This window comes from Reticulibacter mediterranei (assembly GCF_016587455.1).
In genome coordinates this window covers 1,995,076-2,007,126 of the sequence record NZ_BNJK01000001.1, presented here as the reverse complement: position 1 = coordinate 2,007,126, position 12,051 = coordinate 1,995,076, and the positions used below count along the sequence as shown (strand labels likewise).

General features: G+C 51.3%; 10 protein-coding genes. 4 read left to right on the top strand and 6 right to left on the bottom strand.

From position 1 onward, the window contains the following. Positions 1–40: 40 nt before the first annotated feature. Both K3T83_RS08660 and K3T83_RS08655 read left to right on the top strand, forming a co-directional pair. A complete protein-coding gene (locus K3T83_RS08660; RefSeq protein ID WP_220202572.1) occupies positions 41–421 on the top strand; it encodes a GspE/PulE/PilB domain-containing protein in 381 nt (126 codons plus the stop codon). 108 nt (positions 422–529) lie between these two features. Beyond that, positions 530–1,441: an LLM class F420-dependent oxidoreductase gene (locus tag K3T83_RS08655; RefSeq protein ID WP_220202571.1), complete on the top strand. Its 912-nt coding sequence runs from the start codon at positions 530–532 to the stop codon at positions 1,439–1,441. A 73-nt stretch (positions 1,442–1,514) separates the two neighbouring features. Here the strand turns inward: K3T83_RS08655 and K3T83_RS08650 are convergent, their stop codons facing one another. Further along, complete coding sequence (locus K3T83_RS08650; RefSeq protein WP_220202570.1) at positions 1,515–2,189, bottom strand: sugar transferase; 675 nt, start codon at positions 2,187–2,189, stop codon at positions 1,515–1,517. A 360-nt stretch (positions 2,190–2,549) separates the two neighbouring features. Here K3T83_RS08650 and K3T83_RS08645 point away from each other — a divergent pair, with 360 nt between their 5' ends. Next, positions 2,550–3,677 (top strand): DegT/DnrJ/EryC1/StrS family aminotransferase, encoded by a 1,128-nt coding sequence (locus tag K3T83_RS08645; protein ID WP_220202569.1) that lies wholly within the window; start codon positions 2,550–2,552, stop codon positions 3,675–3,677. 59 nt (positions 3,678–3,736) lie between these two features. Next, positions 3,737–4,747, top strand: a complete 1,011-nt coding sequence (locus tag K3T83_RS08640) for a Gfo/Idh/MocA family protein (RefSeq protein ID WP_220202568.1) — start codon at positions 3,737–3,739, stop codon at positions 4,745–4,747. Positions 4,748–4,831: 84 nt separating this feature from the next. On the opposite strand, the gene K3T83_RS08635 is transcribed toward K3T83_RS08640, so the two are convergent. The 5 genes from K3T83_RS08635 to asnB (K3T83_RS08615) are packed head-to-tail and all read right to left on the bottom strand — an operon-like array spanning position 4,832 to position 12,046. Continuing rightward, complete coding sequence (locus K3T83_RS08635) at positions 4,832–5,788, bottom strand: SDR family oxidoreductase (RefSeq protein ID WP_220202567.1); 957 nt, start codon at positions 5,786–5,788, stop codon at positions 4,832–4,834. 48 nt (positions 5,789–5,836) lie between these two features. Next, the gene (locus K3T83_RS08630; RefSeq protein WP_220202566.1) at positions 5,837–7,093 is read right to left on the bottom strand and encodes a glycosyltransferase family 4 protein; all 1,257 of its coding nucleotides are present in this window, start codon (positions 7,091–7,093) and stop codon (positions 5,837–5,839) included. Beyond that, a complete protein-coding gene (locus tag K3T83_RS08625) occupies positions 7,093–8,166 on the bottom strand; it encodes a glycosyltransferase family 4 protein (RefSeq protein WP_220202565.1) in 1,074 nt (357 codons plus the stop codon). The genes K3T83_RS08630 and K3T83_RS08625 overlap by 1 nt, the downstream gene beginning before the upstream one ends. 13 nt (positions 8,167–8,179) lie before the next feature. After that, on the bottom strand, positions 8,180–10,129 hold the full coding sequence (asnB, locus tag K3T83_RS08620) for an asparagine synthase (glutamine-hydrolyzing) (RefSeq protein ID WP_220202564.1): 1,950 nt from the start codon (positions 10,127–10,129) through the stop codon (positions 8,180–8,182). A 9-nt stretch (positions 10,130–10,138) separates the two neighbouring features. Further along, entirely contained in the window at positions 10,139–12,046 is a 1,908-nt protein-coding gene (gene asnB, locus K3T83_RS08615) for an asparagine synthase (glutamine-hydrolyzing) (RefSeq protein ID WP_220202563.1), read from the bottom strand. Positions 12,047–12,051 lie beyond the last annotated feature (5 nt).

Here is a 12,051-nt window from a genome sequence, read left to right as displayed (position 1 = left end):
AAATATATATTAAGCAAACCTTCTAGAGAAACGAATGGAAATGAGACAAGTAATGGTGCATGATGTACTAAACGTGGTTCCAAGATTACAGATATTGAGACGCGTGCCGAGACAATACTGGCACTATTTGCCGTTGCAGGTGATGAGGCGCCATCAATGTATTGTTATTGGTGGAGAAGCAGGCTGCTTGACCGTTGCGATTGCTGATTGTCGCCGTTCCCATGTTGTTGCTTATCTCCGTTTGTTAACTGGATGCGCTATTTTTCCTGTTCAGGTTGATCCCATTCGTATCCGCTTACTTATTAAGCGTGTAGAACGTATTCGCCCGGCCCGTTACAGGCTGCTAAGGCAGTCCGCCCTCTATCGCCCTCTGGCGTTACATGCGATGGTCGCGTTTTTTCATGCCTATTCTGATTCTTAATAGGAGAGCTATTCAATCTCCTCTCTTGACTTCGAGCGCGCTCTAAGATGTAAGCTTCTGTCAGGAATAGCATATACATGTTTGAATGATAAGAGGAGAATATATACTATGCGCGTTGGATTGCAAATCCCCCGTTTTACATGGCCTGGTGGTCAGGAAGCCCTTGGTGAAACCTTTGGGGTGATTGCCCAGAGAGCGGAGCGAGCAGGCTTTTTCAGTTTGTGGGTGATGGACCATTTCTTCCAGATTGCTGTGATGGGACCGACTGAGCATGAGATGCTGGAAGGCTACAGTGCGTTGGCCTTTGCAGCAGCGCGGACCAACCGGATCAAGCTGGGGACGATGGTTACAGGTGTCACCTATCGGTATCCAGGTCTGTTGGTCAAGACCGTGACGACACTGGATGTCCTCTCTCATGGCCGTGCCTATTTCGGCATCGGTGCTGCCTGGAATGAAGAGGAGCATAGCGGTCTGGGTGTGCCGTTTCCTCCCACCGCCGAACGGTTTGAACGCCTGGAGGAGACCTTGCAGATTGCGCACCAGATGTGGGCAGGGGACGAGAAGCCCTATCAGGGCAAGCACTACCAACTGGGACGCCCGTTGAATGTGCCATCATCGATTCAGAAGCCGCACCCGCCGATCTTGATTGGTGGACAGGGAGAACGCAAGACACTCCGTTTGGTCGCACAGTATGGCGATGCCTGCAATTTCTCTTTGTTGCGTGTGAGCAAGGACGAAATGAAGCACAAACTGGAGGTGTTGCGCGAACACTGCCAGACCGTAGGCCGTCCTTATGCAGATATTGAGAAAACCACGCTCGGTACGATCCGCCTCACCAGAGATGGTCGAGAGAACAGTCTCACGCCAGACGCCGCCATTGCATCCTTCCGCGAATTGGCGGCAATGGGAATTGATCAGGCTATTATCAATATGCCAGATGTGACGGACCCGGAGCCGTTCGATCTCCTGGCGACTGAGATCATTCCTGCCGTCGAACAGATTGAGGTTGCTGGCCGCTAAGAACTGTCCCAAACAAAAGTCTTCATACCACATCAGTATGAAGACTTTTGTTTACATTTGTCTACCCGGAGAATTATGCTCCTCCACGTCCAAAAATCATGACTGGTATCGTCAGCATAACAAGCTTTAGATCATACCAGAGCGATTGCTCTTTCAAATAGGTGATGTCCATATTCACCATATTGTGAAAAGTGACACGAGAACGCCCATAGACCTGCCAGGGACCGGTGAGACCGGGTTTGCCGGTGAGACGCAAGCAATCATGTGGGCTATAGCATTCAACCTCATAGGGGAGAGGGGGGCGCGGCCCAACCAGGCTCATCTGTCCACACAGTACATTCCAGAACTGGGGCAGCTCATCAATGCTGGTCTTCCGGATGAATCGTCCTACGCTTGTAATACGCGGATCATGCAGATGCTTGTAGGCCATAGCATCGTTGCCATCCTCGTTGAGCTTCTCCCCATTCATGTATTTGATGATTTTCTCGCGATGTACGTTACTGTCGTTGTTGATGTACATCGAGCGGAATTTCAGCATTTCAAACTCAATTCCATCTTGCCCTATGCGCTTTTGACGATAGAAAATAGGGCCGGGGGAGTTAAGCTTGATGCAGATGGCGACAATACCCCCTACAAAAAGCACGAATGGAGCGATGAGAATGGTAAAAGTGACATCAAGAATGCGTTTAGCTTTTGAGTAGTTCGTGTTGATCGGAATACTCTCGATTGATGTTGATTGAACAAGCATGGTTCCCTTCCCTAATTTCTCAATGTATAGAGTATATCTAACACAGCAACTCACTTCGTAGAGCGAAGTTCTCTTTAGAATCTTATTCGATCCCGGTGTATAACTGGTGAGTGATCAGATGGAGATACGGTTATGGAGTATTTCTGGAGGCCGATGGTCGGGTCTTTTCTCTCACTCTTTTCTGCTCTAAGCCAAATGAGGTATTCCCGGTTGTGTCTTCTCAACTGAGAGAGTAGAGTTCAACCTATCTTTCACTTTGCTAGCCATCTGACTGGCACCTTTGTATGATACGATTGTGATAAATCTAATATGTGTCATTCTGCTTGAGTATCGATCAGCAGTACAAAGGAGTAGAACGTTGTGCATGCTTTAAAGGTACCTCTTGTTGACCTGCGTACACAGTATCTTGCTCTCAAACCGGAGATTATGAGCGCGATTGAGGGTGTGCTTGATGAAATGCACCTCTTTCTTGGACCTGAGCTACAGAAGTTTGAGCGTTCATTTGCTGCCTATTGTGAATGCCTCTATGGAGTTGGCACCTCTTCTGGCACGGATGCGCTGGCCCTGGCGCTGCGTGCTTGTAATATTGGCCCTGGCGATGAAGTGATTACCGTGTCCAATACCTTTATTGCCACCGTTGAGGCAATAGCGCTGGTTGGTGCCACGCCGGTTTTCGTTGATATTGATCCCGATACCTATTTGATGCAATGGCAACAATTGGATCAGGTTTATACTTCTCGCACAAAAGCTCTTCTTCCCGTGCATCTCTACGGCCATCCCGCAGAGATGGAGCCGATCCTCGATTTCGCGCGCTCGCACAACCTTTATGTGATTGAAGATGCTTCTCAGGCGCATGGCGGAACCTATCAGGGGAGGCGTGTTGGGAGCTTCGGCGATATTGCCTGCTTTAGCCTCTATTATAGTAAAAATCTCGGTGCATTCGGAGAAGCTGGCGTCTGTACAACCAGCGATCCAGTCCTCAGGGAGAAGATGTGTATGATTCGCGATCATGGGTCGCGAGTTCGCTACTGCCATGAATTGATGGGGGTGAATGCCCGCCTTGACGAGATCCAGGCAGCACTATTGCAGGTGAAATTGCCTCATCTTGAAAGCTGGAATGCTGCTCGCCAGTCGCACGCCGCGTTTTACAGCGAGCATCTCCTCGATGTTGTTGAGGCGGTGCCTATTGTTCGCTCCTGGGCCAGCCATGTCTATTGTTACTATGTGGTGCAGGTTCCAGAGCGAGATCAATTTCGTCTGGCATTGGAGAAGGAGGGTATTGGAACGAACATTCACTATCCTACTCCTATTCATCTTCAACCTGCCTGTGCTGCGTATGGATATACACGCGGTATGCTTCCTGTGACAGAGGCGGTAGCCGAGCGCATTGTTTCGCTACCGATGTATCCTGAATTGACTCCTGAGCAGCTAGAGTTGGTGGTTGCGGCTGTGAAGAAGCATATAGTGGGTAATGTCTCCGCTGTGTAAGATCATCTTGAAAAGGTAGTGCTATAGCATTAGTTATAGAGTAAAGGAACTGACACTGTATGGCTGATCTACGTTTTGGCATTGTTGGTTGGGGCTATTGGGGACCAAAGATTGCTCGCAATTTAGACAGTCTATCTCATGCCTCGGTGGGGATGGTTGCTGATCTAGATACGCATCGTCTGGCCTCGATAGTAGTGAATCAACCCTGGATACAGACGACTACTCAGGTGGAAGATCTTCTCAATTCTGATCTGGATGGTATTGTGATTGCGACCCCTGTGCAAACCCATTATCGCCTGGCCAAAGCTGCTCTCCTGGCTGGGAAGCATGTGCTGGTGGAGAAACCTCTTACTGCCAGCGTTGAGGAAGCTGAAGAACTGGTAGCTCTGGCAAAAGAGATGCGGCGCGTGTTGATGGTCGGCCATACGTTTGAGTATAGCCCGGCTGTGAATGAACTGCGCAAACTGGTGCAGAGCGGCGATCTGGGGAAGATTTACTGTGTGGAGGCTGAGCGCGTCAACCTGGGGCTATTCCGTCGCGATATCAACGTGATATGGGATCTTGCCCCGCACGATGTCTCGATCCTGCTATACTTGTTTGGCAAAATGCCTGAGCAGGTCAAAGTGCAGGCTCATGCTCATCTCCAGGCGAGTATTCACGATATCGCTCATCTCGATCTCGAATTTGCCGATGGGATGACCGCCCATGTTCATGTAAGCTGGTTGCACCCCTGTAAAATTCGGCGCGTGACCGTGATTGGTGATGCTCGTATGGTGGTCTATGATGACACGAATCCGGCCGAGATGGTCAAGGTTTACAATAAAGGGGCCGATGTACATGCTGATCCGGTGGTCTCTTATCGTTTTGGAGCAATTACCATTCCTCATATCGACTGGATCGAGCCGTTGCGCCTGGAATGTGAAGATTTCGTTAGCTCCATTCTCAATGAACGGCAGCCGCGCGCTCATGCAGGAGTGGGGTTGGCTGTTGTCAAAGTGCTGGCCGCGGCTCAGAAAGCTCTGGAAGAGCAACAACGTTCGGAGACAGAGATGGCAACTGTTGCTCTGTAGTGATGGTAAAATAATTCAACGGAGAGCTAAGAAAATCCCTGAATGATGCAACATCACTCAGGGATTTTCTTAGTCTTGATGCTATCAGGCAACGCTGACGTGGAGCGCGGCCACTGTGCGTGTAAGCCCTTCCTGAAAGCTGATTGCAGGCTCGTATCCTAACAGGCTCCGTGCTCGTTGAATATCGGCCAGACTATCATGGACATCTCCCGGGCGCGGTTCCTGGTATTCTGCCTCGGTATGAGTGCCAAGCAACTGTTCCATCTGGTGTAAGATCGTGTTCAGCGAAACGCTTTGTGTGCAACCGATATTGATTGCCATGCCGACCGCCGCCGGAGCAACAGCGGCTTGAAGGTTGGCTTGCACGACGTTGTCAATATAGGTGAAATCGCGCGTCTGTTCTCCGTCTCCGAAAATGATTGGCCGCCGCCCTTCTATTAATGCTTGTAAAAAGATCGGTATCACGGCAGCGTAGGCGGAATACGGATCTTGGCGTGGGCCAAAGACATTGAAGTAACGCAATGCAACGGTTTCCAGGCCGTAGACCTGCGTAAACACCTGGCAGAGCAACTCGCCGGAGAGCTTGTGGGCTGCGTATGGTGACATCGGAGCAGGAGGCATATCTTCATGTTTTGGCAGTGTTGGCGTGTTACCATAGACGGAGGACGAGCTGGCATAAACGACGCGGCGCACGCCGGCATCGCGAGCCGCGAGCAAGACGTGGTGGGTTCCATTGATGTTGGTTTCTAATGAGGCCACCGGATCGGCGATAGAGCGGGGCACTGATGCCAGCGCGCCCTGGTGAAACACAACCTCAATGTCATCCATTGCCGCTCTCACCGCCCCTTTGTCTCGCAAATCGCCATAGAGCAGCTCCAATTTGCCAGATGGGCATTCCATTAATGGCTCAAGATTACTTTTACGCCCTGTTGCCAGGTTATCAAAAATGCGTACAGTATGGCCCTGTTTGAGTAGAGCTTCAGCGATATGTGAACCAATAAAGCCAGCACCCCCTGTCACAAGGTAGGTTGTCGTAGTCATTATATATATGTATGCAGACGGTGAAGTCTGCGTCTCCTTTCGTGATCGCTACTTATAGATGGATGTAGGAAGGGATGGGAGATCTTTCGTGATATCTAGAACCGGTGAGCTATCGGAGGAGAGTTGCTTGTACGCTCGCAAGAGCTTTTTTTGTTGCCGTTCCCAGCACAGCACCTCTTCCACGCGCTTTCTCCCTTGTGCTCCCAGCCTATAGCGCAACTCTGGTCTATCTAGTAGGACAGCGATATGCGACGCGAATTCGGCGACGTTATTTGGCGTGGCGTAGAGAGCGCTCTCTTGCGCTGAATAGCGCGTCTCTGGCAAATCAAAGGCGACCACCGGCTTCCCCATCGCCATATACTCCATCGTTTTGATCATCGTGCTGTGATTGTTGAGTTCATTGCTCGGATCAGGCGAGAGACCGATATCTGCCGTTGCCAGATACCGTAGCATATCTGCCTGCGCGATCCAGCCAGTAAAGTACACATACTCATCAATGCCCAGACAACGAACGAGCGTTTTGAGCAATGGCAAGCGGTCTCCATCGCCGATGATTGCCAGCATAAGGTCGTGGCGACCATGATGACGGACAAGATCGTTGATTGCATATAAGAGGTATTCAACGCCGTCCTGTGCTCCTATAACCCCCACATAGACTAGTAAGTGGGACTTGCCGCGTTTCAACGATATGTCGGGGCGGGTGGAGGTGAAGCGATTGAGGTCCGGTCCATTGCGCACAACAACGACTTTGTGCCGCTGACAGCTTCCTCGTTGGAGAGCACAGCGCCGCTGGGATTCGTTTGTTGTAATCACAACCTGTGCTGTATGATAAGAACAGCGTTCCAACCACAACAGTAGGGTGTGTAGCGGTTTCATTCGTCGGCGAAATTTCACCTGAAAAAGCTCTGGGGCCAGATCATGCTGATCGAAGACGTAGATTTTTCCAAAAAGTCGGTAGAACAGTCCCAGCGCAAAGAAGATGTCCGGTGGATTGGCGGCATGAATGATGTCGAAATCGTGCAGTCGCCAGATTTTCAAGCTCAACCAGAAGGTTTTGAGCATCGCCGTGCTGAATTCTGTAAGGTAATTCAACGGGCTGGCTGTTCTTGTTGGCAACGAATAGCGGTAGATGTGGATACCATTGAGACAGGTGTAGGCTTCACGATCTTTTGTCGTTCCCATCGGACTGATGATGCTCACCTGGAAGCCATTTTCGCGTAATGTACATGCCTCGTGCCAGACGCGCGGGTCGCCTGGCACCGAGAGATTTTCCACCAGCATTAACACTTTTTTTGCCTGTGTCATTAGCGTCCCTCCACTATAGTTGGCGATTGTCTGGCCTGCAAGAAGCGGGTTGCACAGTTATCGGCCTTTCTCTGGATTGCCTGTTCATAGAGCGCCACGACCTGCTCTACGATATGCATCATGTCAAGGTGGCGTATGTCTTCTCGTCCTGTAGTCCGCCCTTGAAAGGCCAGCGCTTTTTCTAGCCCCGTTGCTAGAGCATCGGCATCATGAGGGCATACGCTGCAACCGGCGGTGTGAGCTAATAACTCAGCCACATCTCCTACATCTGTTGCCACGACCGGTATATTGCACGCCATCGCTTCCTTCACCACATTCGGCGATCCCTCGGCAACGGAAGGCAGGATCAGAGCGTTACTGGCATTGATGTATTGCACAACTTGTTCCTGGGCCAGCCCGCTTGCAACAACCAGTTCTGCGGCGATTCCTCGCTCTTGTAGCCGTGCTATCGCGGCCTGGGCCAGCGCAAAGTTTTTAACAGGGATTGCCGGATTGTTGGCAAAGACGACATAGTTGCGTTTCTGGTCCCAGCCCAACATGGTTCGCGCCTCTTCGCGTGGGATTGGGTGGAAGCGAGTAAAGTCGATGCCATCCGGGATCACAACCGCATTTTCCCATAAGGACATCTTTTTCATTTGCTCAGATTTGACGGTGACAGCTTCGACATGGCGACAGAGCCAGCGGCTGATACGGGCGACGAGGAGGCTTTTGCGTGTGTGTTCTCCATCAAACGTCACGGTTCCCAGCAGATCGTCGCCCAGATAGGCTGCGACAACCGGTGTGGTCCATTGTAAGCGTGCCAGGAGGCACCAGAGGCCATAATGCCCATGTACAATATCGAAGCGACCAGTGAGCGTCTTCCAGAAAACTTGCCAGGCGGTAGACAGATAACGATCAATCACTGGTCCCTGTTTCGGATGGATCACCTCTACCTCATGTCCCCGCGCCACTAACGAATCGACCAGCGTTTTGACGAATGTGCCTTTATGGGGCGATGCCTGTGTCGGATAAATGCCTGTCACCATTAAGACACGATATCTTTTATTGCCTGTATCTAGTTTATCACTGTTCATATTGATATATCCTTTATAATTGAGAGATACGAGCTTCTAATGATTTCTCTTCGTTGAGCAGGTCTTCTACAGATCCGTTCGGTATTGTGAGATCAGGACTATCGATGAATACGCGGAACCAGAGTTCCAGGCTGGCAAGGGTAAAGAGTTGCGCTTGATAGTTGGTTCTCCCTTCTAGATGGTCTCGTACCATACTGGCAATGAAGCGGTTATTGAAATAGCCGCGCTGACGTAATCGCTCCGACAACAGGAGGCGTGTGATGATTCCGCGCTGCCCTTCGCGAAACCAGATGCCTGTCGGGACGTTGAAGCCCATCTTTTTGCGCGTCAGAATCGGCGCTGGCAGAAAGTCGGCAAAGGTCTGTTTGAGCAGATATTTGGCCTGGAATGGTCGAATCTTGCTCTGAGAAGGGATGGTAGCCGCGTATTCAATCAACTGATGGTCGAGCAAGGGTACACGGAGTTCCAATGATGCCGCCATCGTCATTTTGTCCCCTTTCATCAACAGGTTGTCAGGGAGCCAGATTTTTGTATCCAGATAGAGCATCGCTGAGAGGTCGTCGCACTGTGGATTGGCTGCCAGCCAGCTTTTAAATTGGCGGCTGGCATCAAGATCAATACATTGTTTCACCTCGTTGGCGAGCAAGCTCTCTTTAAAGTGGCCGTTAAAGATGCCGAACCAGCTCATCCAGCGTTCGGGAGCTGGTTCAGAGAGGTTACGTGCCGCCTGTTTGAGCTTGCGCATACTATAGGGGAGGTGTTCCAGCAAGGGCATAATCATAGAGTTGCGTATAGTCATAGGAAGCAGTTGATAGTATCGGGCCATCCAATCAACGATGTATTTGGGGTAGCCAGCGAATAGCTCATCGCCGCCCTCTCCCGAAAGCACAACCTTGACATATTGCCGGGCCAGCTTAGAGACGAGATAGATCCCCAGATCCGATGGCTCGCTCACCGGCTCGTCACGGTGCCACGTTAGTTGCGGCCAGTACCGGGTGAGGTCGGAGGATTGCACGAGCAGTTCGTGATGATTGGTGCCGAAGTGATCAGCGACCAGTCGAGCATAGGGAAGCTCACTGTAGTCGGGATGGTCGAAGCCAACGGCAAAGGTTTCCACTTTATGGCGGCTCAAGCGGCTCATAACGCCTGAGATAATACTCGAATCGACCCCGCCACTCAGCAATGCTCCAACAGGCACATCGGCGATCATACGTTCTTCGACGGCACGATAGATATGCTGTTTGATGTTTTGGATGTATTCCTCTATAGAGCGCTGTTCTGTTCGGCTAAAAGTATAATCCCAATAACAGGTTTCGCGTATTGTTCCATGCTCATAGAGCAGCCAGTGGCCGGGACGAATCTTGTAGATGTTGGCAAAGAGCGTGGCAGGAGCGGGAACATAACGGATGCTGAGAAAGTCCGCCAACGCCTGTACGTCTGGTTCGCGTCGCACGTGGGGATGGCCCAGTAAGGCTTTAATCTCAGAGGCAAAGATGAAATTTCCATCAACACAGGTATAGTATAGTGGCTTCTTTCCGGCACGATCACGAGCCAGGAAGAGGCGCTGACGGCAGCTGTCCCAGATGGCAAAGCCGAACATACCATGTAAATGCGCGACACAATCTGTGCCATATTCTTCATAGGCATGGAGGATCGTTTCACTGTCCCCTTTTGTGCGGAAGCGATGCCCCTTTTTTTCTAGCTCCCGCCGCAGCGCTTGATAATTCCAGATCTCGCCATTGAACACTAACCAGATCTCGCCAGTTTCATTGCACATTGGCTGATGGCTGCCATCCAGATCAATGATGCTCAGGCGGGCAAAGCCAAGACCAAGCGGACCATCCAAATGGAGGCCGTTATCGTCCGGTCCGCGATGTGTCATCAGTCGCGTCATCCGTTCAATGATGGCACGTGATGCTGTCTCTTTGCTGCTGGCGTTGTAGATGCCACAAATTCCGCACATAGTTTCCCCCTATTGCTGGCTGGTACGTTGTACCTCACGATAGCCTTGATTACGCTTTTGTACGGGCTGATCAATATAGGTCTGAAACCATAGCTCCAAACAGAGCAGTGTCCAGATTGCGCTGCTATGATTGACCAGCGTTGTCTGAGCGTGCGTGGAGAGGAGCGTATCGATAAACTTCGGATTGAAGATACCGCGCTGCCGGGCAGTTGGCGAGCGCAGGATTTCACGAGCATAGGCCGTCAAATCTCCTCGGAACCAGTGCTTGATCGGGACGGCAAAGCCCTGCTTGGGGCGTGCGAGGATCTCCGGCGGCAGGAAGTCTTTTGCCACCTGCTTCAAGAGATACTTCAATTTGCCGTCGCGAATGCGCAATCCTGGTTGCAGGGAAGCGATGTATTCCACCAGATGATGATCCAGCAGTGGAGCGCGCGCCTCCAATGAATTGAGCATGGTTGCCTTATCAACTTTGACCAGGATATCGTCGGGAAGGTACGCGTGAGTATCCACATATTGCATCCGGGTCAGAATATCCAGATCGGAAACCTGACGATAGAGGCGCTTCTGGCCTTCAAAGGGATCGTGTTGCTGGACTGTGGCGAAGTGGTCCCGGGTGTACAGTGCAGGGCGTGTTCCACGTGGAAAACGGGCCAGAATCTCGATGCAGCGAGTCGCGAGATCTTGATGCATTGTGCCCAAGCGTTTTTTGCCGCGCATGCCATCGGGAATGAGTAGGCTTGCGTAGGCCAGCAGAGAGCGGAGTGAAGGGGGAATGCGACTAGTGATATATTCGCGTTCGTAATGATCGTAGCCGCCGAATATCTCGTCCCCGCCATCACCGGTCAGAACGACCGTGACGTGTTCGCGGGCCAGTTTCGAGACGTAATAGGTCGGGAGCATGGAGGAGTCGCCAAAGGGTTCGTCATAGGCCCAGACAAGTTGCGGCAACACTGAGACAAGGTCAGAGCGAACACAAAACTCGTGATGATCAGTGCCAAAGTGTTGTGCCACTTTGCGCGCGTAGGACAGTTCGCTAAAGTCATCCTCATCAAAGCCAATGGAGAATGTTTTTACGGGCTGCTCCATCATCTGACTCATCAAGCCAACCACTACACTCGAATCCAGGCCGCCGCTCAAGAAGGCCCCCAGTGGCACTTCGCTCATCAAACGTACTCTGACGGCATCTTCTAGAAGATTACGAGTGCGCTCGATAGCCGTCGCCTCGTCGTCGGTGCATGTTGGGGCGAAGGAAACATCCCAGTAGCGTTGCAGTTTGATCTGTCCATGCTCATAGATCAGAGTATGAGCTGCCGGCAACTTCTGCACATCTCGAAACAGCGTATGTGGCGTCGGAACGTAGGCATACACCAGGTACTCGTCGAGGGCGATAGGGTTGATGGCACGTGGTATACCTGCGGCAAGCAGCGATTTGATCTCTGAGCCGAAGATCAGGCGTTGACCATCCCAATAGTAATTGAGCGGCTTTTTACCAAAGCGGTCTCGCGCTATCAGCAGGCGCTGGCGCTTTTTATCCCAGAGCGCAAAGGCGAACATGCCCCGTAGCTGTTTGGGGCAATCGTCGCCAAATTCCTCGTAGGCATGCACGATGACCTCTGTATCGCTCTGCGTCTGGAAGGAATGACCGCGCTCCTGCAATGTCTGCTTTAAGCTCTGATGATTATAAATTTCGCCATTGAAGACCACCAGAATGCTTTTATCTTCGTTAAAAATGGGCTGATGACCGCCTGCAACATCAATAATAGAGAGGCGACGCATGCCTAACGCTACTCCATTGCCTATCCACACTCCCTGCTCGTCGGGACCGCGATGGCGAATGAGATTGCACATCACACGTATACGCTCTTCGGCGTTCTCATAAGCACACTCTGTATCGATAAAGCCAGCTATTCCACACATAATGT

Excerpts from the sequence above, each read along its gene's own strand:
- K3T83_RS08660 (WP_220202572.1), top strand. The coding sequence starts at position 41 with ATGAGACAAGTAATGGTGCATGATGTACTAAACGTGGTTCCAAGATTA.
- K3T83_RS08655 (WP_220202571.1), top strand. The coding sequence starts at position 530 with ATGCGCGTTGGATTGCAAATCCCCCGTTTTACATGGCCTGGTGGTCAG.
- K3T83_RS08650 (WP_220202570.1), bottom strand. The coding sequence starts at position 2,189 with ATGCTTGTTCAATCAACATCAATCGAGAGTATTCCGATCAACACGAAC.
- K3T83_RS08640 (WP_220202568.1), top strand. The coding sequence starts at position 3,737 with ATGGCTGATCTACGTTTTGGCATTGTTGGTTGGGGCTATTGGGGACCA.
- K3T83_RS08635 (WP_220202567.1), bottom strand. The coding sequence starts at position 5,788 with ATGACTACGACAACCTACCTTGTGACAGGGGGTGCTGGCTTTATTGGT.
- K3T83_RS08630 (WP_220202566.1), bottom strand. The coding sequence starts at position 7,093 with ATGACACAGGCAAAAAAAGTGTTAATGCTGGTGGAAAATCTCTCGGTG.
- K3T83_RS08625 (WP_220202565.1), bottom strand. The coding sequence starts at position 8,166 with ATGAACAGTGATAAACTAGATACAGGCAATAAAAGATATCGTGTCTTA.
- asnB (WP_220202564.1), bottom strand. The coding sequence starts at position 10,129 with ATGTGCGGAATTTGTGGCATCTACAACGCCAGCAGCAAAGAGACAGCA.
- asnB (WP_220202563.1), bottom strand. The coding sequence starts at position 12,046 with ATGTGTGGAATAGCTGGCTTTATCGATACAGAGTGTGCTTATGAGAAC.